Genomic DNA, 20,833 nt, shown 5'->3' on the forward strand with positions numbered 1-20,833 from the left:
TCAGGTTCAGCATGACAACGAACTATATTTTTGTGACCGGCGGGGTCGTATCCTCTCTGGGTAAAGGCATTGCCGCAGCCTCCCTGGCAGCCATTCTTGAAGCCCGTGGCCTCAACGTGACCATGATGAAATTGGATCCGTACATCAACGTCGATCCAGGCACCATGAGCCCGATCCAACACGGGGAAGTGTTCGTTACCGAAGACGGCGCTGAAACCGACCTGGACCTGGGTCACTACGAGCGTTTCATCCGCACCAAAATGACGCGCCGCAATAACTTCACGACCGGTCGTATCTACTCCGACGTTCTGCGTAAAGAACGCCGCGGTGACTATCTGGGCGCGACCGTACAGGTCATTCCTCACATTACCAACGCCATTAAAGAGCGTGTCCTTGCCGGTGGCGAAGGTCACGACGTGGTACTGGTCGAAATCGGCGGTACCGTAGGTGATATCGAATCCCTGCCGTTCCTGGAAGCGATTCGTCAGCTGGCGGTTGATATTGGTCGTGAACACGCGCTGTTCATGCACCTGACTCTGGTGCCTTACCTGGCGGCTGCCGGTGAAGTGAAAACTAAACCGACTCAGCACTCCGTCAAAGAACTGCTTTCTATCGGTATTCAGCCAGATATTCTGATCTGCCGCTCCGATCGCGCGGTTCCGGCCAACGAACGTGCAAAAATTGCATTGTTCTGTAATGTGCCAGAAAAAGCGGTTATTTCGATGAAAGACGTCGATTCCATTTATAAAATTCCAGGCCTGTTGAAATCTCAGGGGCTGGACGATTATATTTGTAAACGATTCAGCTTAAACTGCCCGGAAGCAAACCTGGCCGAATGGGAACAGGTTATCTACGAAGAAGCGAACCCGGCAGGCGAAGTCACGATTGGTATGGTCGGCAAGTACATTGAACTGCCGGACGCCTACAAATCCGTGATTGAAGCGCTGAAGCACGGTGGTCTGAAAAACCGCGTTAGCGTCAACATCAAGCTGATTGACTCGCAGGATGTGGAAACGCGCGGCGTCGAAATTCTGAAAGATTTGGATGCTATCCTGATCCCTGGCGGCTTCGGCTACCGTGGTGTAGAAGGTAAGATCGCGACCGCGCGCTATGCGCGTGAAAATAATATTCCTTATCTGGGCATCTGCCTGGGTATGCAGGTTGCGCTGATTGAGTTTGCGCGCAACGTTGCGGGGATGGACAACGCCAACTCCACGGAATTTGTGCCAGACTGTAAGTACCCGGTTGTGGCGCTCATTACCGAATGGCGTGATGAAGAAGGCAATGTCGAAGTTCGTACTGAAAAGAGCGACCTCGGCGGCACCATGCGCCTTGGCGCGCAGCAGTGCCAGCTTAGCGATGACAGCCTGGTACGTCAGATGTACGGCGAACCCACTATCGTTGAACGTCACCGTCACCGCTATGAAGTCAACAACATGTTGTTGAAACAGATTGAAGCTGCAGGTCTGCGCGTTGCGGGCCGTTCCGGTGATGATCAGTTGGTCGAGATCATCGAAGTACCGAATCACCCGTGGTTCGTTGCTTGTCAGTTCCATCCGGAGTTTACTTCCACGCCGCGTGATGGGCACCCGCTGTTTGCTGGCTTTGTGAAAGCCGCAGGCGAGTACCAGAAGCGCCAGGCGAAGTAAAAAAAGTTAGAACGGCAGCGCCCCACGAGGGGCGTTGTTTGTCTGGAGTTTTAGTTTAACTTGTACTGAGGAAAACCTAATGTCCAAAATCGTTAAAATCATCGGTCGTGAAATCATCGACTCCCGTGGTAACCCGACTGTTGAAGCAGAAGTACACCTGGAAGGTGGTTTCGTCGGTATGGCAGCTGCCCCGTCAGGTGCTTCTACTGGTTCCCGCGAAGCGCTGGAACTGCGCGATGGCGACAAATCCCGTTTCATGGGTAAAGGCGTACTGAAAGCGGTTGCCGCTGTTAACGGTCCGATTGCTCAGGCTCTGCTGGGTAAAGATGCTAAAGATCAGGCTGGCATCGACAAGATCATGATCGATCTGGACGGTACTGAAAACAAATCCAACTTTGGCGCGAACGCAATCCTGGCCGTTTCTCTGGCAAACGCCAAAGCAGCAGCTGCCGCTAAAGGCCTGCCGCTGTACGCTCACATCGCTGAGCTGAACGGTACTCCGGGCAAATACTCCATGCCGGTTCCGATGATGAACATCATCAACGGCGGCGAGCACGCTGACAACAACGTCGACATTCAGGAATTCATGATTCAGCCAGTTGGCGCGAAATCCCTGAAAGAAGCCGTACGTATGGGTTCCGAAGTGTTCCACAACCTGGCTAAAGTTCTGAAAGCTAAAGGTATGAACACTGCTGTTGGTGACGAAGGCGGCTACGCTCCTAACCTGGGCTCCAACGCTGAAGCTCTGGCTGTTATCGCTGAAGCGGTTAAAGCAGCTGGCTACGAGCTGGGCAAAGACATCACTCTGGCGATGGACTGTGCAGCGTCTGAATTCTACAAAGACGGTAAATACGTTCTGGCTGGCGAAGGCAACAAAGCATTCACCTCCGAAGAATTCACTCACTTCCTGGAAGAACTGACCAAACAGTACCCGATCGTGTCCATCGAAGATGGTCTGGACGAGTCTGACTGGGATGGTTTCGCATACCAGACTAAAGTACTGGGCGACAAAATCCAGCTGGTTGGTGACGACCTGTTCGTAACCAACACCAAGATCCTGAAAGAAGGCATCGAAAAAGGCATCGTTAACTCCATCCTGATCAAATTCAACCAGATCGGTTCTCTGACCGAAACTCTGGCTGCGATCAAAATGGCGAAAGACGCTGGCTACACCGCTGTCATCTCTCACCGTTCTGGCGAAACTGAAGACGCTACCATCGCTGACCTGGCTGTTGGTACCGCTGCTGGCCAGATCAAAACGGGTTCTATGAGCCGTTCTGACCGCGTTGCTAAATACAACCAGCTGATTCGCATCGAAGAAGCGCTGGGTGCACAGGCTCCGTACAACGGTCGTAAAGAGATCAAAGGCCAGGCGTAATCCTGTCTTTATCTGATATAAAAATGCCAGCCTTCGGGCTGGCATTTTTTTTATTTGAAATCGACCGCCATCTGCTGAGGGATCGATAGCCCGCGGGTTGTCTGCACGCAGCGATCGATATAGTCGGTAAAACGAGGGGGTTTGGGCATGCCCATGCTCAGCAGCTTATCGTTGCTGAAGCGCACGTTCAGCGTGGCGAACGCGCCGTACAGCCGCATGGCTTTCAACATCAGCCGCTCGTTACAGGGCCCGAAGATGCCTTTAAGCTCGCGGCGCATTTTCACCAGCGTCTCATAGCTTACCTGCGCATAGCGGTCGCCAACCGGTGCCTGCTCCAGCGCTGTCGCCATCGCACTGTCAATGTCGGCAAAACGAACGCTGTTCTCTTCCCCGGCGGAGATGTGCACCACTTCCCCCTGTGCGAGCGGTGAATGAAGCAGCATCAGCAGCGCGCTGGCGCAATAGTCCACCGGAATCACGTCGATGCGGTCTTCCATTGAACACATAAATTTTTGCAGCATCAGCCCCATGCTAAACACCCAGAAGATGCTGCTGGACGGCTGGCAGCCGTGGTGAGTATGACCCACCACGATTGAGGGGCGAGCAATAACTAACGGCAGCGCAGGGCACTGTTGTTGCATCAGCTGTTCAATGGTCGATTTAGAATGGGTGTACTCGACGAGGTGTTCCGCGCGCTCGCGAAATGCGGCGCTCTCGGCTACCAGAGAGTCTGGTTCCGGCGAGCAGGACATCGCTGTGCCAACGTGGAGAAAACGCTGCAGGCCTTCTACCTGTGCCATGCGCTGGGCAAACTTCAGCGTACCTTCCACGTTGACCTTCCAGATCAGCGGGTTGTTACCGAATGACGCTACGGCGGCACAGTTCAGCACGTGGGTAACCTGCGCCAGACGTGGGTCATTAAGAAACCCTTCCGGTGTGGCTAAATCGCCCAGCAGGATATTGCGTTCGCTTAAACCCGCGAGCTGCTCCTCGCTGAGATTGAACTTGCGCAGGTTTGCTTTCACCCGTGCGACAGCCTCTGCACCGTTTTCAGCACGTACTAAAAGCAGTAATTGAGGATGGTTATTGCCATTGAGGATCGCTTCCAGCGCCGCTCCACCCAAAAAACCGGTAACGCCCGTCACTAATAATGTATTCATGAGTACTGTCTCATCAGGGTTGGTTTGCGGATTCTAGGATGAGAAAAGTAAACGGTGATTAAATAAAGAATGGCCTCTTTATGGCGTGTCTTAAGCTTATTTTAAGACTCGGCATTAATGTGGATTACATTCGACAAGTCGCGCTTTGTAAAAATTAAATAAAAATTAATTATAATTATATATTGTTGATTTTATTGTAATTTTATTAATTTCTGAGTTGTAAATTAAAACATTATTTGTTACATCAAAAGTGGCATTTTTTCTTTGTGAAATAAATGAATTATCCGGTTTTAGTGGCGAAATGTTTGCAGGCTAAGTTTTATAATGGTTGGTATGGTTAAATTGAATAATAATACAATCAACGTTTCGACAACGGAGTTAATTCATTTTCGCGGCGTGTCGTTTTAAAAGATATCTTTAATCAGAAGCGCGGCGTGCGGCGTGTACTCGCGGTTGCGCAAGAAGTGCGCGGGATCGTTGGGGCGAAGTATGCAATAATAACGGTTTACCACTATTGAAGAGTTGACGATGCAGTACCCGATTAACGAGATGTTCCAGACCCTGCAGGGCGAAGGTTATTTTACTGGCGTTCCCGCCATTTTTATTCGTTTACAGGGATGCCCGGTAGGCTGTGCCTGGTGTGACACTAAACATACCTGGGAGAAGCTCGAGGATCGGGAAGTTTCTCTGTTCAGTATCCTGGCAAAAACCAAAGAGAGCGATAAATGGGGCGCGGCAAGTAGCGAAGACCTGCTGGCGATTATTGGCCGCCAGGGCTGGACGGCGCGCCACGTGGTTATTACCGGCGGTGAACCGTGTATTCACGATCTGACCCCGCTTACCACAATGCTCGAGCAGAATGGCTTCAGCTGCCAGATTGAAACCAGCGGCACGCATGAAGTGCGCTGTTCACACAGTACCTGGGTTACCGTCTCACCAAAAGTGAATATGCGCGGCGGCTTCGACGTGCTGTCGCAGGCGCTGGCCCGCGCCGATGAAATCAAGCACCCGGTAGGCCGCGTGCGCGACATCGAAGCGCTGGACGAACTGCTTGAGACGCTCTCCGACGATAAGCCCCGCATTATTGCCCTGCAGCCTATCAGCCAGAAAGAAGACGCTACGCGCCTGTGCATTGAAACCTGTATCGCACGTAACTGGCGTTTATCGATGCAGACGCATAAGTATCTGAATATCGCCTAAGACGCTGTTCTTAACCCAGGGCGAGGGGCAATCCGCCTCGCCCGTGGTTTTTTCGTCGGCTGGATAAGGCGACGCCGGCACTGGTCAATTTGCACCGTAGTGCCTGATTGCGCTGCGCTTAGCAGGCCTGCTGATTATTACCTGGCGGCCTCATTCATCAGCTTCGAGAAACGGTCCATCGGACAGAAACCGTTGGCATCCACCGGGCAGCCTTTCAACGCCAGCGTGACGCGCTGTGGCGGTGTTTCCAGCGTCAGCTTATCGGCATTACGCAACTGTTCGGTGCTCTGATAAACGTACTCAATTTTCATTAAGTCCCGATTTTCTTTTGCGTCATGCCAGCGCTGGAAAACGATTTTTCCGCCAATGGGCGTACGCTCATATTGGCCAGGAAGCGTGTAGGCGTCGAAATCGAGCGCGGTTAACAGCGAAGCAATGTTGGAATCATGGCCGACTAATACGGTCACTTTTGGCGCTTTTGCCGCCTCGGTCACCAGCGCATTATCGATATATTTTACCAGCGGTTTTGCGACGTTCTGCGCCACTTCCGTTGAGGTAAACAGGCTATCCTGGTAGCCGTTTTTCAGCTGCGACAGCAGTTGCCACTGCTTATCCGTTTTAATTTCACCCCATGCCACCTGATCCAGCGGGAAACCTTCGTAATATTGCAGCGTAAACGCATCGACGAGCGAGTTACCCACCGCCAGCGGGCCTTTCACGCTCGGCTCTTTTTGGTAGTTAGCGCTAAAGCTGTCTTTTGCTTCGCTCAGAGAGCACTGCTGTTTTTCTTTGCAGGACGGAGAGTCCTGATAGCGAATGATTTGCGACAGCAGTTTAAAGCTTTCGTCCAGATGTTTACCCTGGCGCTCTTTTTCCATCGCCTGCACCGCTTTTTCGCGGAAGGCGTCAGAATCATTGGTGATCACTGGGTTAAACGTAGGGTCCATTGTGCCCATTTTTTCTTGATGGTGGACCACAATATCGCAGCCGGGGACGGCGCCGTTGATAAAGAACTGAGCGGTGGCGACGGTACGTTGCAGGCTATTGGCATAGGCGTAAACGCTGTTCGGCGGCGGGCATTCTCCGCTGGTGACCAGACCCTGCTGCGCCAGCCACTCGCGCATATAGTGCCCCATATACACCTCCAGAATGCCGCCCTTGGTGGTGAGCTGGCCGCCAGGAACTTCCCACGTAGGCCACGCGTTTGGCGTCGACTGTTGTAGCACGCTGCCGTTAGTGGCAAGCGGTGCACGAAGGTTGTGACGGCTCATCACCAGCACCTGTTGAAGCTGATACCCATCCTCGGTCGTTGTCGCGGCGCTCGCGCCAGAGGCAATGCACAGCGCAGAGAGCGCTACCGCAAGAAACGTTTTCTTCATCCCTATTTCCTCATTATGTATTTACCAACCTAATGAGTCTGGCAGATGCGGGCAATTTTTCCGCGCGGCAGGCCGCAGAATGAAAAATCAGTGAAATGAGGACGATAGCGGAAATGGTGAACGAGGCGGGGGAGTCGTGTACCGGCTCCCCGCGTGCGGGAGAAATTACTCGCCGCGATAAACGCAGCCAGCGGTGCAGGTTTCTTTAACCATGACCGCGCTCAGCAGCGGCACAACCGGTTTAACCTGTTCCCAGATCCAGCGGGACAGCACTTCACTGGTCGGGTTCTCCAGGCCAGGGATATCGTTCAGATAGTAGTGATCCAGACGATCGTAGGTCGGTTTGAACGCCGCTTTCAGTTCGGCAAAATCCATGATCCAACCAGTATGGGGATCGACTTCACCGGTAATCTCAAGACGCACCATAAACGAATGGCCGTGCAGGCGACCGCACTTATGCCCTTTTGGCACATGTGGCAGGTGGTGGGCGGCTTCGAAGGTGAAATCTTTAAACAGTGTGGTGGACATCATGAACTCTCAGTCTTGCGGAAAAAAAAACGCCGCATAGTACCCGAATGCACATTTTTCTGCATTAACTAAAACGGCTAAACGGGCAATGCGTGCAAATATTGGTCATGGTGATAATTATTTTTCAATTATATCAATTGGTTATTAAATCTGTTTTATCGCTATTAACTACCAGGAAAACAGGTTAGTCCATTTGGTTATTTGATATTTCTATCACTTCTTTAATTGTTATTATCGTCGTCGTTAACCTTACATTCAGTTTTGTTTTTCCTGATTAGAAACAGCTTTGCTACTGGAACATAACGACGCATGACAACACAGTCTCCCCCTTCAGCTTTGCTCCCGCTTAATCCGGAGCAGCTGGCGCGCTTACAGGCCGCCACTACCGATTTAACACCGACCCAGCTTGCCTGGGTTTCCGGCTATTTTTGGGGCGTGCTTAACCAGCAGCCAGGCGCAGCGGTCGCAACAGCCGCGCCGGTAGCCGCTGAAGTCCCGAGCATCACGCTGATTTCCGCCTCGCAAACCGGCAACGCGCGCCGTGTTGCCGAAGCGCTGCGTGACGATCTGCTGGCCGCCAAACTGAACGTGAACCTGGTGAACGCCGGGGATTATAAATTCAAACAAATCGCGTCAGAAAAGCTGTTGGTGATAGTGACCTCTACGCAGGGTGAAGGGGAAACGCCGGAAGAGGCCGTTGCGCTGCATAAGTTCCTGTTCTCGAAAAAAGCGCCGAAGCTGACCGATACCGCCTTTGCGGTGCTGGGTCTGGGCGATACCTCTTATGAGTTCTTCTGCCAGGCGGGGAAAGACTTCGACAGCAAGCTGGCTGAATTGGGCGGCGAGCGTTTGCTCGATCGCGTCGATGCCGACGTCGAATACCAGACCGCGGCTGCGCAGTGGCGCGAGCGTCTGGTTGAGGTGCTAAAAGCCCGTGCGCCAGCAGCGTCTTCCGTCGCGGCCGTGGCAAGCGGTGCGGTCAATGAGGTTCACTCCAGCCCGTACACCAAAGAAGCGCCGCTATCGGCATCGCTCTCGGTGAACCAGAAAATCACCGGCCGTGATTCGCAAAAAGATGTCCGTCATATCGAAATCGATCTCGGTGACTCCGGCCTGCGCTATCAGCCGGGCGACGCGCTGGGCGTGTGGTATCAGAACGATCCCTCGCTGGTCAAAGAGCTGGTTGAACTGCTGTGGCTGAAGGGCGATGAACCGGTCACGGTTAATGGCAAAACGCTGCCGCTGGCGGAAGCCCTGCAGTGGCACTTTGAGCTGACGGTCAACACCGCCAATATCGTGGAAAACTATGCCACCTTAACGCGCAGTGAATCGCTGCTGCCGCTGGTCGGTGATAAAGCCCAGCTTCAGCAATATGCGGCGACCACGCCAATCGTCGATATGGTGCGCTTCTCCCCGGCACAGCTCGACGCCGAAGCGTTAATCGGCCTGCTGCGTCCGCTGACCCCGCGCCTTTACTCCATCGCCTCGGCACAGGCGGAAGTCGAAAGTGAAGTGCACGTGACCGTCGGCGTCGTGCGTTATGACATTGAAGGGCGCGCCCGCGCAGGCGGCGCGTCCAGCTTCCTCGCCGATCGCGTGGAAGAAGAAGGTGAAGTTCGCGTGTTCATTGAACACAACGATAACTTCCGCCTGCCGGCAAACCCGCAGACGCCGGTGATTATGATTGGCCCGGGCACCGGTATTGCCCCGTTCCGCGCCTTTATGCAGCAGCGTGCGGCCGATGGCGCCGAAGGCAAGAACTGGTTGTTCTTCGGCAACCCGCATTTCACCGAAGATTTCCTGTATCAGGTGGAATGGCAGCGCTATGTAAAAGAGGGCGTGCTGAGCCGAATCGATCTGGCCTGGTCTCGCGATCAAAAAGAAAAAATCTACGTCCAAGACAAACTGCGCGAACAGGGCGCAGAGCTGTGGCGCTGGATCAATGACGGTGCCCACATTTATGTCTGCGGCGACGCTAATCGCATGGCGAAAGACGTTGAGCAGGCATTGCTGGAAGTGATTGCTGAATTCGGTGCAATGGACATCGAAGCGGCGGATGAATTTTTAAGTGAGCTGCGCATTGAGCGCCGTTATCAGCGAGATGTCTACTAATGAGCGAAAAATACCCAGGGCCTTTAGTGGTCGAAGGCAAACTGACTGACGCCGAGCGCATGAAGCGTGAAAGTAATTTCCTGCGTGGCACCATCGCGGAAGACCTGAACGACGGCCTGACCGGCGGCTTCCACGGCGATAACTTCCTGCTGATCCGTTTCCACGGCATGTACCAGCAGGACGACCGCGATATCCGCGCCGAACGTGCCGAGCAGAAGCTGGAGCCGCGTCACGCCATGCTGCTGCGCTGCCGTTTGCCGGGCGGGGTGATCACCCCAACCCAGTGGAAGGCCATCGACAAATTTGCCGCGGATAACACCATTTACGGCAGCATCCGTCTGACTAACCGTCAGACCTTCCAGTTCCACGGTATTCTGAAGAAGAACGTGAAGCCGGTGCACCAGATGCTGCACTCCGTTGGCCTGGACGCACTGGCGACCGCCAACGACATGAACCGTAACGTGCTGTGCACCTCGAACCCATATGAGTCCGAGCTGCACGCGCAAGCCTATGAGTGGGCGAAAAAGATCTCCGAACATCTGCTGCCGCGTACTCGCGCCTATGCAGAGATCTGGCTCGATCAGGAAAAAGTCGCGACGACGGACGAAGAGCCGATCCTCGGTTCAACTTATCTGCCGCGTAAGTTTAAAACTACGGTGGTGATCCCGCCGCAGAACGATATCGATCTGCACGCCAACGACATGAACTTCGTGGCGATTGCCGAAAACGGCAAGCTGGTCGGTTTTAACCTGCTGGTCGGCGGCGGTCTCTCAATCGAACACGGCAACAAGAAAACCTATGCCCGTACCGCGAGCGAATTCGGCTTCCTGCCGCTGGAGCACACCCTGGCGGTGGCGGAAGCGGTGGTCACGACCCAGCGCGACTGGGGTAACCGTACCGATCGTAAAAATGCCAAAACCAAATACACCCTTGAACGCGTTGGTATCGACACGTTCAAAGAGGAAGTGGAGCGCCGTGCGGGGATCAAGTTTGAGCCGATCCGCCCGTACGAGTTCACCGGTCGTGGCGATCGCATTGGTTGGGTGAAAGGGATCGACAATAACTGGCACCTGACGCTGTTTATTGAAAACGGTCGTATTCTGGATTATCCGGGCCGTCCGCTGAAAACCGGGCTGCTGGAGATCGCGAAGATCCACAAAGGCGATTTCCGCATTACCGCTAACCAGAACCTGATTATTGCCGGTGTACCGGAAAGCCAGAAAGCGAAGGTAGAGAAGCTGGCGCGCGATCATGGGCTGATGAATGCAGTGAAGCCGCAGCGTGAAAACTCGATGGCCTGCGTGTCGTTCCCGACCTGTCCGCTGGCGATGGCCGAAGCCGAACGTTTCCTGCCGTCATTCACTGACAAAGTGGAAGCGATCCTGGAAAAGCATGGCATTCCTGACGAGCATATCGTGATGCGCGTCACCGGCTGCCCGAACGGCTGTGGCCGCGCGATGCTGGCGGAACTGGGGCTGGTGGGTAAAGCACCGGGCCGCTACAACGTACATCTGGGCGGTAACCGCATGGGCACGCGCATCCCGCGTATGTATCGCGAAAATATTACGGAATCGGAAATTCTCGACGCCGTTGACGAACTGGTCGGGCGCTGGGCGAAAGAGCGCGAAGCGGGTGAAGGCTTCGGTGACTTTACGGTGCGTGCGGGCATCATTCGCCCGGTGCTCGATCCCGCGCGTGATTTCTGGGAATAACCTGAACTGCCGGATGGCGGCATAAATGCTTTATCCGGCCTACCAACCGCGTAGGCCTGATAAGCGCAGCGCCATCAGGCAAGGCAAACAGCGAGGAACATATGTCCAAACTCGATCTCAACGCGCTGAACGACCTGCCAAAAGTCGATCGCGTGCTGGCGCTGGCTGAAACCAACGCCGAACTGGAAAAGCTGAGCGCCGAGGAACGCGTGGCGTGGGCGCTGGAAAACCTGCCAGGTGAATATGTGCTGTCATCAAGCTTCGGTATTCAGGCCGCAGTAAGCCTGCATCTGGTGAATCAGATTCGCCCGGATATCCCGGTGATCCTGACCGATACCGGCTACCTGTTCCCGGAAACCTACCAGTTTATTGATGAGTTAACGGACAAACTCAAGCTGAATCTGCAGGTTTATCGCGCGAAAGAGAGCGCGGCCTGGCAGGAAGCACGCTACGGTAAGCTGTGGGAGCAGGGCGTCGAAGGCATTGAGAAATACAATGACATCAACAAGGTTGAGCCGATGAACCGGGCGCTGAAAGAGCTCAACGCGCAAACCTGGTTTGCCGGTCTGCGCCGCGAACAGTCCGGTAGCCGCGCCACGCTACCGGTGCTGGCGATTCAGCGCGGGGTCTTTAAGGTGCTGCCGATCATCGACTGGGATAACCGCACGGTGTATCAGTACCTGCAAAAGCACGGCCTGAAATACCATCCGCTGTGGGATCAGGGCTATCTGTCGGTGGGCGATACGCATACCACCCGTAAGTGGGAACCGGGGATGGCGGAAGAAGAGACGCGATTCTTTGGGCTCAAGCGCGAGTGCGGGCTGCACGAAGGCTAAGGTCTTTTTCTGCACATTTCACGCCCCCGGCTCCGTACCGGGGGCTTTTTTAAGGGAGACGGGTTAGCTGTGCTTTCCCGCCTTCGCCAGCTCTTTCATCAGCGGCATCATCACTTTCACCACATCGCGGCTGCGGTGCTCAATGCGCCCCGGTAGCGCTTTATCAATATGCTGCTGGTTATCGAGCTGCGCATTATGCCAGCTGGTGCCGTCCGGGAAGCTGGCGCTTTTGGCGCGCTGCTGGTAACCGTCTTTTTTGCCGAGCGACCAGTTAGTCGCCTCAATAGACAGGACAGGAATACCTGCTTTATCAAACACTTCTGCGTCGTTACAGCAGCCGGTGCCCTGCGGATACTGAGGATTAAGGCCCGGATTCGTCGCGGCGGCAATACCGTGGCTGCGGGCCAGCGTCAGCGCGCGATCGCGGGTGAGTTTGCGCACCGAGGCAGGCGTTTTTACGCCGCTGTTAAAATAGAGTTTATCGCCAACGACGAGGTTATCGAGGTTAATGACCAGCAGAGTATTTTTCTTCTCCGCGCTGCTCATGCGTTTAAGTAAATTCTCTGCGCCGAGTTTGCCTTCCTCTTCGCCGCTGGTGGCAATAAAACGAATACCGTACTGGGTGGGAATATCTTTAAAGCGCTCAGCCAGCTCCAGCATCACGCCCAGGCCCAGCGCGTTATCATCAATGCCCTGTAGCGTCAGGCCGCCAAAATTCTGCTCAACGTCGCTGTCGCTGCGCGGGGCGTAGGTATCCAGATGTGCCATGATGATAATTTGCTGACTGGATTGACCTTCATGCGCGGCAATGACGGTGCTGCCGACCACGTTATGCCAGTTCTTACGGTTATCTTTGCTGGTGTAGATATAGCGGCTGTGAAACGTGCGGATATCGCTCTGGTAGCCCATTTGCGCAAACTGCTGGCGAATGTAGTCTGCGGAGAGCATTTCCGCCGGTGTGCCGGTAATGCGGCCGGGAAAATAAGTGGCGATATAGCGAGCCTGCGTATTGGCGATAGCGCCCAGCGAAGCGGATGCCGCGTGCGCCGGGAGGGTAAGACATACGCCGAGCACCAGGGCTGCCATGCAGTGGCGCAGTGCGGAGAACATAGGACGTCCTTACAACAGTGCAAAAAAATAGACGCGCCTAGTATGAAACCAAGGTTTTCATTACACAATTTCCAATACGCTTAAATGCCCGAAAAATAGCATGTTAAGCACTTTTTGATATTTGCTTTTCCAGGGCGTTATTCCTTTGAGTAACTACTCATTCCTTTTCGTAATTTCATTTGGTCTAAACCTACCCCTATAGTCCCTCTATTGCTGATTGTTAGCGAGTTGTAGCACGACCCAATAAGCGCCAACGACAAGATCGGCCCTCAACACAACAGACGTGCAATGAATCAGGCTTAAGGAACGGTTATGGACCAAAAACGACTTACTCACCTGCGGCAACTGGAGGCGGAAAGCATCCATATCATCCGTGAGGTGGCCGCCGAATTTTCCAATCCGGTGATGATGTACTCCATCGGTAAAGATTCCAGCGTGATGCTGCATCTGGCGCGCAAGGCGTTTTACCCCGGTACGCTGCCGTTCCCGCTGCTGCACGTCGATACCGGCTGGAAATTCCGTGAAATGTACGAGTTTCGCGATCGTACCGCCAAGGCCTACGGCTGCGAGCTGCTGGTGCATAAAAACCCGGAAGGGGTGGCGATGGGCATTAACCCGTTCGTCCACGGTAGCGCCAAGCATACTGACATTATGAAAACCGAAGGCCTTAAGCAGGCGCTGAATAAATACGGCTTTGATGCCGCATTCGGCGGCGCGCGTCGCGATGAAGAAAAGTCGCGCGCTAAAGAGCGCATTTACTCCTTCCGCGACCGCTTCCACCGCTGGGACCCGAAAAATCAGCGCCCGGAGCTGTGGCACAACTACAACGGCCAGATCAACAAAGGTGAAAGCATTCGCGTGTTCCCGCTCTCTAACTGGACCGAGCTGGATATCTGGCAGTATATCTATCTGGAAAACATCGAGATTGTTCCGCTGTACCTGGCCGCCGAGCGTCCGGTGCTGGAGCGTGACGGCATGCTGATGATGATCGACGACGATAGGATTGATTTGCAGCCAGGCGAAGTGATCAAAAAACGCATGGTGCGTTTCCGTACCCTGGGATGCTGGCCGCTGACCGGCGCGGTAGAGTCCGACGCGCAGTCGCTGCCGGAAATCATCGAAGAGATGCTGGTCTCAACCACCAGTGAACGCCAGGGGCGCGTGATTGACCGCGACCAGGCCGGCTCCATGGAGCTTAAAAAACGTCAGGGTTATTTCTAAGGAGCCGCCATGAACACCACTATTGCACAACAAATTGCCGACGAAGGCGGCGTGGAAGCATACCTGCACGCTCAGCAGCATAAAAGCCTGCTGCGCTTTCTGACCTGCGGCAGCGTGGATGACGGTAAAAGTACGCTGATTGGCCGCCTGCTGCACGACACGCGCCAGATTTACGAAGACCAGCTGTCCTCGCTGCACAATGACAGCAAACGCCACGGTACCCAGGGCGAGAAGCTTGATCTGGCGCTGCTGGTGGATGGCCTGCAGGCCGAGCGTGAGCAAGGCATCACCATTGACGTGGCCTACCGCTATTTTTCGACTGAGAAGCGCAAATTCATCATCGCCGACACCCCGGGGCACGAGCAGTACACCCGAAATATGGCCACCGGTGCATCCACCTGCGACCTGGCGATCCTGCTGATTGACGCGCGTAAAGGTGTGCTCGATCAGACTCGTCGTCACAGCTTTATTTCAACGCTGCTGGGTATCAAACACCTGGTCGTGGCAGTCAACAAAATGGATCTCGTCGACTATAGCGAAGAGACCTTTAACCGCATTCGCGAAGAATATTTGACCTTTGCTGAGCAGCTGCCGGGCAATCTGGATATTCGCTTTGTGCCTCTCTCCGCGCTGGAAGGCGATAACGTGGCCAACAGCAGCGAAAAGCTGCCGTGGTACAGCGGCCCGACGCTGCTGGAAGTACTGGAAACTGTAGCGATTCGCCGCACGGTCGACAGCCAGCCGATGCGTTTCCCCGTACAGTATGTTAACCGCCCGAACCTGGACTTCCGCGGCTTCTCCGGCACGCTGGCTTCCGGCACCGTGAAGGTCGGCCAGCGCATCAAGGTGCTGCCGTCAGGCGTTGAGTCAACCGTTGCGCGTATCGTCACCTTCGACGGTGACCTGCAGGAAGCGGCCGCCGGTGAAGCCATTACGCTGGTGCTGAAAGATGAAATCGACATCAGCCGCGGTGACCTGCTGCTTGACGCAAAGGACGCGCTGCCGTCGGTACAGCGCGCCAGCGTTGATGTGGTGTGGATGGCCGAACAGCCGCTTGCGGCGGGGCAGAGCTATGACATTAAGGTTGCCGGCAAGAAGACGCGCGCACGTGTCGACGGCATTCAGTACCAGGTGGACATCAACAACCTGACCCAGCGTGAAGTGGAAGCGCTGCCGCTGAACGGGATAGGTCTGGTGGATCTGACCTTTGACGAGCCGTTGGTGCTGGATAAATACCAGGAAAACCCGGTGACCGGCGGGCTTATCTTTATCGATCGGTTAAGCAACGTTACCGTGGGTGCCGGTATGGTTCGCGAGCCCAATACCCAGCAGGCGGTGGTCAATACTGACTACAGTGCCTTTGAGCTGGAGCTGAATGCGCTGGTGCGTAAGCACTTCCCGCACTGGGGCGCGCGCGATTTGCTGGGAGGCAAATAATGGCGGCACACGACGAGAACGTGGTCTGGCACGCGCATCCCGTCACCGCCCAGCAGCGCGAACAACTCCACGGTCACCGTGGCGTTGTGCTGTGGTTTACCGGTCTGTCGGGATCGGGCAAATCAACCGTAGCCGGAGCGCTGGAAGAGGCATTGCACGAGCTGGGCGTCAGCACCTATTTGCTGGACGGCGATAACGTACGTCACGGCTTGTGCAACGATCTGGGCTTTACTGATGACTCTCGTAAAGAGAACATCCGTCGCGTTGGCGAAGTGGCAAAGCTGATGGTGGATGCCGGGCTGGTGGTATTAACGGCCTTTATCTCGCCACACCGCGCTGAGCGTCAGATGGTGCGTGAACGCGTCGGCGAAGGACGCTTTTTTGAAGTGTTCGTTGATACGCCGCTGGCCATTTGCGAAGCGCGCGACCCAAAAGGGTTGTACAAAAAAGCGCGCGCCGGCGAGCTGCGTAATTTTACCGGGATTGATTCATCATATGAATCTCCCGAGCGACCAGCAATCCATCTCGACGGTGAACAATTAGTAACAAATTTGGTGGCTCAATTATTAGATCTACTGAGGCAGAGCGATATTATCAGATCCTGAAAACGTGTCGGCGTGTGCCTGCTCCGACCTAACAGGATTATTTATGCGTAATACTCAGAACATCAACGTGGCCCCGCCCGAGTCACTCGCCCCTGCTTATGACGAAACCACCTGGTCTTTGTCAGGGGCCTTTGTTGGCTTTGCGGCGTGGTTGATGGCGCTGGGAATTCCCTACCTGCACTACGGCAATAACACGCTGTTCTTCTTCCTCTACACCTGGCCTTTTTTCCTTGCCCTGATGCCGGTATCGGTTGTCGTTGGCGTGGCTTTTCATTCGCTGATGAAAGGCAAACTTGCCTACACTATTGTTGCCACGCTGCTGACCGTTGCCGTGCTGTGCAGCTTGTTATTTATGTGGATTATGAGTTAATCCTTGCGCAGTCGGCCTGGTCCAGCGCGTTAGCCGGTCCCCTGTGCGGGTGAAATGTGGTACATTTCCGGCGATATACGGTATTGCCCGCGGCCGGAGTGGAGTATGACGGCGAGTTATGGGATGATAGTGCCGTTTTTCAGGGGGCAGGATGGGTAAATTAACGCTGCTATTACTGGCTTTGCTGGTCTGGCTACAATATTCGTTGTGGTTTGGAAAAAACGGCCTGCATGACTTTAGCAGGGTCCGTGATGATGTATCCGTACAACAATCAACGAACGCAAAATTAAAAGCGCGTAACGATCAGCTTTTCGCTGAAATTGACGATCTCAACGGCGGTCAGGAAGCGATCGAGGAACGCGCGCGTAACGAACTCAGCATGACCCGTCCGGGCGAAACGTTTTATCGTCTGGTTCCGGATGCGTCTAAGCGCACGCAGAGCGCGGGGCAAACGCAAACTAATCGATAACCAGTCCCAGGATGACGACATGGCCGTGACTTTTCCGGGCGTATGCGCCGTGGTGCCGGCAGCCGGATTTGGCCGCCGCATGCAAACGGACTGCCCAAAGCAATATCTCTCAATCGGTAACAAAACGATTCTTGAACACTCGGTGGATGCGCTGCTGGCTAACGCCCGCGTCCAGCGGGTGATTATCGCCGTCTCTGCCGGAGACGAACGCTTCGCGCAGCTTCCTCTTGCGCAACATCCTCAGATTACCGTCGTAGAAGGCGGTGCCGAACGTGCCGATTCCGTGCTGGCGGGCCTGCGTGCGATTGATGATGCCGAATGGGTGCTGGTGCATGATGCCGCACGCCCGTGTCTGCATCAGGACGACCTTGCTCGTCTGCTCGCGCTCAGCGAACGTAGCCGCGTGGGCGGAATTCTGGCCGCACCGGTGCGCGATACCATGAAGCGCGCCGAACCGGGGAAAGTGGCCATTGCGCATACCGTCGATCGTAACGATCTGTGGCACGCATTGACGCCGCAATTTTTCCCGCGCGAGCTGCTGTTAGCGTGCCTGACCCGCGCGCTGAACGACGGTGCGTCGATCACTGATGAAGCATCGGCATTAGAATATTGTGGCTTTCACCCCGAGTTGATCGCCGGACGCGCTGATAATATTAAAGTGACTCGCCCGGAAGACCTGGCGCTCGCTGAATTTTACCTCACCCGCTCGGGTAACCCGGAGAATGCATAATGCGAATTGGACACGGTTTTGACGTACACGCCTTTGGGGGCGTTGGCCCGATTATCATTGGCGGCGTGCGTATCCCTTACGAAAAAGGGCTGCTGGCGCACTCTGATGGCGACGTTGCGCTGCACGCGCTGACCGACGCGCTGCTCGGCGCTGCGGCGCTGGGTGATATTGGCAAGCTGTTCCCGGACACCGATCCGGCGTTTAAAGGCGCCGACAGCCGCGCGCTGCTGCGCGAAGCGTGGAAACGGGTTCAGGCCAAAGGCTACACGCTGGGAAACGTCGACGTCACGATTATCGCCCAGGCGCCGAAAATGCTGCCGCACATTCCGCAGATGCGCGTTTTTATTGCCGAAGACCTCGGCTGTCATATGGACGATGTTAACGTCAAAGCGACCACCACCGAGAAGCTCGGCTTTACCGGGCGCGGCGAGGGTATCGCCTGTGAGGCGGTCGCACTGCTGCATAAGGCAACGTCATGATTCAGTTTGATGAACTCACCTGGCTGCACGGTAAACCGCAGGGGACGGGGCAGTTAAAGGCCAATCCGGAAGATTTTCTGGTGGTCGAAGATTTAGGCTTTGAGCCTGACGGCGAAGGCGAACATATTCTGGTGCGCATCCTGAAAAATGGCTGCAACACCCGATTTGTGGCCGACGCGCTGGCGAAGTTTTTGAAAATCCACGCCCGCGAAGTGAGCTTTGCCGGGCAGAAAGATAAGCATGCGGTGACCGAACAGTGGCTATGCGCACGCGTGCCGGGCAATACCATGCCGGATTTAAGCCAGTTTCAGCTTGAAGGTTGTCAGGTGCTGGAATATGCCCGCCATAAGCGTAAGCTGCGTTTAGGGGCGCTGAAGGGCAACCAGTTTACGCTGGTGCTACGCGAGGTTCGCGGGCGTGACGACGTTGAGGCGCGCCTGCAGGCCATCGCCGAGCGCGGCGTGCCAAATTACTTCGGGGCCCAGCGTTTTGGCATCGGCGGCAGCAACCTGCAGGGCGCACTGCGCTGGGCAGAAAGCGGCGCGCCGGTACGCGATCGGAATAAACGCAGTTTTTGGTTGTCGGCGGCCCGCAGCGCGTTGTTTAATCAGCTAGTGAGCGAGCGCCTAAAAAAACCGGACTTTAATCAAGTTGTTGACGGCGATGCGCTACAATTAGCGGGACGCGGCAGCTGGTTTGTTGCCAGCGAAGAAGAGCGGGCCGAATTGCAGGCTCGCGTCGACGCGCGTGAATTGATGATTACCGCAGCGCTGCCCGGGAGCGGCGACTGGGGGCCACAGCGTAGCGCCCTGGAATTTGAACAGACCGTGCTGGCCGACGAGACGGCGTTGCAGTCGCTGCTGCTGCGCGAAAAAGTCGAGGCCGCGCGTCGCGCGATGCTGCTGTATCCACAGCAGCTAAGCTGGAACTGGTGGGACGACGTTACCGTCGAACTGCGTTTCTGGCTTCCGGCGGGCAGCTTTGCAACCAGCGTGGTAAGGGAACTTATCAATACAACAGGTGATTATGCGAATATTGCTGAGTAACGATGACGGGATCCATGCGCCAGGTATTCAGACGCTGGCCAGAGCCTTGCGGGAGTTTGCCGAGGTTCAGGTAGTTGCACCCGATCGTAACCGCAGCGGCGCATCGAACTCACTGACGCTGGAATCCTCGCTTCGTACCTTCACTTTCGATAATGGCGACATCGCCGTACAAATGGGCACACCGACGGACTGCGTCTATCTGGGCGTCAATGCGCTGATGCGCCCGCGCCCTGATATCGTGGTCTCCGGCATCAATGCCGGGCCCAATCTGGGCGATGACGTCATTTACTCCGGCACGGTGGCGGCCGCGATGGAAGGCCGCCATTTAGGCTTTCCCGCGCTGGCGGTGTCGTTGAACGGTCATCAGCACTACGATACTGCTGCCGCCGTGACCTGCTCGCTGCTGCGGGCGCTTTCTCGCGAACCGCTGCGTACCGGGCGTATCCTGAACGTGAACGTTCCGGATCTGCCGCTCGATCAAATCAAAGGGATTCGCGTTACCCGCTGTGGCAGCCGCCATCCGGCGGATAAAGTCATCCCGCAGCAGGATCCGCGCGGTAATACGCTCTACTGGATTGGCCCGCCGGGCGACAAATGCGATGCCGGCCCGGATACCGATTTTGCTGCCGTTGATGCCAGCTACGTGTCGGTTACGCCGCTGCATGTCGATCTCACGGCACACAGCGCCCACGACGTGGTCACCGGCTGGCTTGAGCAGGCGAGGGTCGATACACAATGGTAGTCAGTAAACGTATCCAGAGCCTGCTTAATCAGCTTCGTCAGCTGGGCATACGCGATGAGCGCGTGCTTGAGGCAATGGCGCAGGTGCCGCGCGATAAATTTATTGATGAAGCGTTCGAACACAATGCGTGGGAGAACGTTGCGCTACCGATAGGTCAGGGGCAGACGATTTCGCAGCCGTATATGGTGGCGCGGATGACCGAGCTGCTGGAGCTGACGCCGGAGTCCCGGGTGCTGGAAATCGGCACCGGTTCAGGCTATCAGACGGCGATTCTGGCGCATCTGGTGCATCACGTCTGCTCGGTTGAGCGCATCAAAAGTCTGCAATGGCACGCCAGGCGTCGCCTGAAGCAGCTTGATTTGCATAATGTATCTACCCGCCACGGTGATGGCTGGCAGGGGTGGCAGGCACGCGCCCCGTTTGACGCCATCATCGTGACGGCAGCTCCGCTGGAGATCCCGGTTGCGCTGATGTCGCAGCTGGATGAAGGCGGAATTCTCGTTTTACCCGTGGGCGATGATCAGCAGTATCTTAAGCGCGTTCATCGGCGGGGAGACGAATTTATTATTGATACCGTTGAGGCCGTTCGCTTCGTTCCTCTTGTTAAGGGGGAACTGGCCTGAGACCCGGATTTTTCTGAGGGTTTTCAGCCCAATTCAGCGTATGGTGA

20 protein-coding genes are annotated in these 20,833 nt (G+C 55.4%); 16 read left to right on the forward strand and 4 right to left on the reverse strand.

Annotated features, from left to right (window positions below):
• Positions 1-11: 11 nt before the first annotated feature.
• Together pyrG and eno are read left to right on the forward strand one after the other, a co-directional pair.
• Entirely contained in the window at positions 12-1,649 is a 1,638-nt protein-coding gene (gene pyrG / locus H7R56_RS05235; protein WP_106926039.1) for a glutamine hydrolyzing CTP synthase, read from the forward strand.
• Between the two features lie 79 nt (positions 1,650-1,728).
• The gene (eno, locus tag H7R56_RS05240; protein WP_106926041.1) at positions 1,729-3,027 is read left to right on the forward strand and encodes a phosphopyruvate hydratase; all 1,299 of its coding nucleotides are present in this window, start codon (positions 1,729-1,731) and stop codon (positions 3,025-3,027) included.
• Positions 3,028-3,077: 50 nt separating this feature from the next.
• Here eno and H7R56_RS05245 read toward each other — a convergent pair whose 3' ends face one another.
• Positions 3,078-4,187, reverse strand: coding sequence for an SDR family oxidoreductase (locus tag H7R56_RS05245; protein ID WP_106926043.1), 1,110 nt, complete (start codon positions 4,185-4,187; stop codon positions 3,078-3,080).
• A 528-nt stretch (positions 4,188-4,715) separates the two neighbouring features.
• Here H7R56_RS05245 and queE point away from each other — a divergent pair.
• Positions 4,716-5,387: a 7-carboxy-7-deazaguanine synthase QueE gene (gene queE / locus H7R56_RS05250; protein WP_106926045.1), complete on the forward strand. Its 672-nt coding sequence runs from the start codon at positions 4,716-4,718 to the stop codon at positions 5,385-5,387.
• A 137-nt stretch (positions 5,388-5,524) separates the two neighbouring features.
• Here the strand turns inward: queE and agp are convergent, their stop codons facing one another.
• The gene (gene agp, locus H7R56_RS05255) at positions 5,525-6,766 is read right to left on the reverse strand and encodes a bifunctional glucose-1-phosphatase/inositol phosphatase (protein ID WP_106926047.1); all 1,242 of its coding nucleotides are present in this window, start codon (positions 6,764-6,766) and stop codon (positions 5,525-5,527) included.
• A 165-nt stretch (positions 6,767-6,931) separates the two neighbouring features.
• A complete protein-coding gene (gene queD, locus H7R56_RS05260) occupies positions 6,932-7,297 on the reverse strand; it encodes a 6-carboxytetrahydropterin synthase QueD (protein WP_181357981.1) in 366 nt (121 codons plus the stop codon).
• A gap of 306 nt (positions 7,298-7,603) precedes the next feature.
• Here queD and cysJ point away from each other — a divergent pair, with 306 nt between their 5' ends.
• The 3 genes from cysJ (at position 7,604) to cysH (ending at position 11,954) form a co-directional block, all read left to right on the forward strand.
• Entirely contained in the window at positions 7,604-9,406 is a 1,803-nt protein-coding gene (cysJ, locus tag H7R56_RS05265; RefSeq protein ID WP_106926049.1) for an NADPH-dependent assimilatory sulfite reductase flavoprotein subunit, read from the forward strand.
• Positions 9,406-11,118: an assimilatory sulfite reductase (NADPH) hemoprotein subunit gene (gene cysI / locus H7R56_RS05270; protein ID WP_106926051.1), complete on the forward strand. Its 1,713-nt coding sequence runs from the start codon at positions 9,406-9,408 to the stop codon at positions 11,116-11,118. Before cysJ ends, cysI begins: the two co-directional genes overlap by 1 nt.
• A 101-nt stretch (positions 11,119-11,219) precedes the next feature.
• Positions 11,220-11,954, forward strand: a complete 735-nt coding sequence (gene cysH, locus H7R56_RS05275; protein ID WP_106926053.1) for a phosphoadenosine phosphosulfate reductase — start codon at positions 11,220-11,222, stop codon at positions 11,952-11,954.
• A 63-nt stretch (positions 11,955-12,017) separates the two neighbouring features.
• Here the strand turns inward: cysH and H7R56_RS05280 are convergent, their stop codons facing one another.
• Complete coding sequence (locus H7R56_RS05280) at positions 12,018-13,064, reverse strand: aminopeptidase (protein WP_106926055.1); 1,047 nt, start codon at positions 13,062-13,064, stop codon at positions 12,018-12,020.
• Between the two features lie 312 nt (positions 13,065-13,376).
• Here H7R56_RS05280 and cysD point away from each other — a divergent pair, with 312 nt between their 5' ends.
• The 10 genes from cysD (at position 13,377) to H7R56_RS05330 (ending at position 20,786) form a co-directional block, all read left to right on the forward strand.
• Entirely contained in the window at positions 13,377-14,285 is a 909-nt protein-coding gene (cysD, locus tag H7R56_RS05285; protein ID WP_106926057.1) for a sulfate adenylyltransferase subunit CysD, read from the forward strand.
• A gap of 9 nt (positions 14,286-14,294) precedes the next feature.
• Complete coding sequence (cysN, locus tag H7R56_RS05290) at positions 14,295-15,722, forward strand: sulfate adenylyltransferase subunit CysN (protein ID WP_106926059.1); 1,428 nt, start codon at positions 14,295-14,297, stop codon at positions 15,720-15,722.
• Entirely contained in the window at positions 15,722-16,327 is a 606-nt protein-coding gene (gene cysC, locus H7R56_RS05295; RefSeq protein WP_106926062.1) for an adenylyl-sulfate kinase, read from the forward strand. The genes cysN and cysC overlap by 1 nt, the downstream gene beginning before the upstream one ends.
• Positions 16,328-16,370: 43 nt before the next feature.
• Positions 16,371-16,697 (forward strand): DUF3561 family protein, encoded by a 327-nt coding sequence (locus H7R56_RS05300; RefSeq protein ID WP_106926064.1) that lies wholly within the window; start codon positions 16,371-16,373, stop codon positions 16,695-16,697.
• Positions 16,698-16,848: 151 nt separating this feature from the next.
• The gene (ftsB, locus tag H7R56_RS05305) at positions 16,849-17,166 is read left to right on the forward strand and encodes a cell division protein FtsB (RefSeq protein ID WP_106926066.1); all 318 of its coding nucleotides are present in this window, start codon (positions 16,849-16,851) and stop codon (positions 17,164-17,166) included.
• Between the two features lie 19 nt (positions 17,167-17,185).
• Positions 17,186-17,896 (forward strand): 2-C-methyl-D-erythritol 4-phosphate cytidylyltransferase, encoded by a 711-nt coding sequence (gene ispD / locus H7R56_RS05310; protein ID WP_106926068.1) that lies wholly within the window; start codon positions 17,186-17,188, stop codon positions 17,894-17,896.
• Entirely contained in the window at positions 17,896-18,375 is a 480-nt protein-coding gene (gene ispF, locus H7R56_RS05315) for a 2-C-methyl-D-erythritol 2,4-cyclodiphosphate synthase (RefSeq protein ID WP_106926070.1), read from the forward strand. Before ispD ends, ispF begins: the two co-directional genes overlap by 1 nt.
• On the forward strand, positions 18,372-19,421 hold the full coding sequence (gene truD / locus H7R56_RS05320) for a tRNA pseudouridine(13) synthase TruD (RefSeq protein ID WP_106926072.1): 1,050 nt from the start codon (positions 18,372-18,374) through the stop codon (positions 19,419-19,421). The genes ispF and truD overlap by 4 nt, the downstream gene beginning before the upstream one ends.
• Positions 19,402-20,163: a 5'/3'-nucleotidase SurE gene (gene surE, locus H7R56_RS05325; RefSeq protein ID WP_106926074.1), complete on the forward strand. Its 762-nt coding sequence runs from the start codon at positions 19,402-19,404 to the stop codon at positions 20,161-20,163. The genes truD and surE overlap by 20 nt, the downstream gene beginning before the upstream one ends.
• Complete coding sequence (locus tag H7R56_RS05330; RefSeq protein ID WP_106926076.1) at positions 20,157-20,786, forward strand: protein-L-isoaspartate(D-aspartate) O-methyltransferase; 630 nt, start codon at positions 20,157-20,159, stop codon at positions 20,784-20,786. The genes surE and H7R56_RS05330 overlap by 7 nt, the downstream gene beginning before the upstream one ends.
• The last annotated feature ends 47 nt before the right edge of the window (positions 20,787-20,833 follow it).

The organism is Klebsiella sp. WP3-W18-ESBL-02 (assembly GCF_014168815.1).
Lineage (GTDB): Bacteria > Pseudomonadota > Gammaproteobacteria > Enterobacterales > Enterobacteriaceae > Kluyvera > Kluyvera ascorbata_B.

What these genes read in the sequence shown, in the direction of transcription:
- pyrG (WP_106926039.1), top strand. Translation starts at nt 12, where the DNA reads ATGACAACGAACTATATTTTTGTGACCGGCGGGGTCGTATCCTCTCTG.
- eno (WP_106926041.1), top strand. Translation starts at nt 1,729, where the DNA reads ATGTCCAAAATCGTTAAAATCATCGGTCGTGAAATCATCGACTCCCGT.
- H7R56_RS05245 (WP_106926043.1), bottom strand. Translation starts at nt 4,187, where the DNA reads ATGAATACATTATTAGTGACGGGCGTTACCGGTTTTTTGGGTGGAGCG.
- queE (WP_106926045.1), top strand. Translation starts at nt 4,716, where the DNA reads ATGCAGTACCCGATTAACGAGATGTTCCAGACCCTGCAGGGCGAAGGT.
- agp (WP_106926047.1), bottom strand. Translation starts at nt 6,766, where the DNA reads ATGAAGAAAACGTTTCTTGCGGTAGCGCTCTCTGCGCTGTGCATTGCC.
- queD (WP_181357981.1), bottom strand. Translation starts at nt 7,297, where the DNA reads ATGATGTCCACCACACTGTTTAAAGATTTCACCTTCGAAGCCGCCCAC.
- cysJ (WP_106926049.1), top strand. Translation starts at nt 7,604, where the DNA reads ATGACAACACAGTCTCCCCCTTCAGCTTTGCTCCCGCTTAATCCGGAG.
- cysI (WP_106926051.1), top strand. Translation starts at nt 9,406, where the DNA reads ATGAGCGAAAAATACCCAGGGCCTTTAGTGGTCGAAGGCAAACTGACT.
- cysH (WP_106926053.1), top strand. Translation starts at nt 11,220, where the DNA reads ATGTCCAAACTCGATCTCAACGCGCTGAACGACCTGCCAAAAGTCGAT.
- H7R56_RS05280 (WP_106926055.1), bottom strand. Translation starts at nt 13,064, where the DNA reads ATGTTCTCCGCACTGCGCCACTGCATGGCAGCCCTGGTGCTCGGCGTA.
- cysD (WP_106926057.1), top strand. Translation starts at nt 13,377, where the DNA reads ATGGACCAAAAACGACTTACTCACCTGCGGCAACTGGAGGCGGAAAGC.
- cysN (WP_106926059.1), top strand. Translation starts at nt 14,295, where the DNA reads ATGAACACCACTATTGCACAACAAATTGCCGACGAAGGCGGCGTGGAA.
- cysC (WP_106926062.1), top strand. Translation starts at nt 15,722, where the DNA reads ATGGCGGCACACGACGAGAACGTGGTCTGGCACGCGCATCCCGTCACC.
- H7R56_RS05300 (WP_106926064.1), top strand. Translation starts at nt 16,371, where the DNA reads ATGCGTAATACTCAGAACATCAACGTGGCCCCGCCCGAGTCACTCGCC.
- ftsB (WP_106926066.1), top strand. Translation starts at nt 16,849, where the DNA reads ATGGGTAAATTAACGCTGCTATTACTGGCTTTGCTGGTCTGGCTACAA.
- ispD (WP_106926068.1), top strand. Translation starts at nt 17,186, where the DNA reads ATGGCCGTGACTTTTCCGGGCGTATGCGCCGTGGTGCCGGCAGCCGGA.
- ispF (WP_106926070.1), top strand. Translation starts at nt 17,896, where the DNA reads ATGCGAATTGGACACGGTTTTGACGTACACGCCTTTGGGGGCGTTGGC.
- truD (WP_106926072.1), top strand. Translation starts at nt 18,372, where the DNA reads ATGATTCAGTTTGATGAACTCACCTGGCTGCACGGTAAACCGCAGGGG.
- surE (WP_106926074.1), top strand. Translation starts at nt 19,402, where the DNA reads ATGCGAATATTGCTGAGTAACGATGACGGGATCCATGCGCCAGGTATT.
- H7R56_RS05330 (WP_106926076.1), top strand. Translation starts at nt 20,157, where the DNA reads ATGGTAGTCAGTAAACGTATCCAGAGCCTGCTTAATCAGCTTCGTCAG.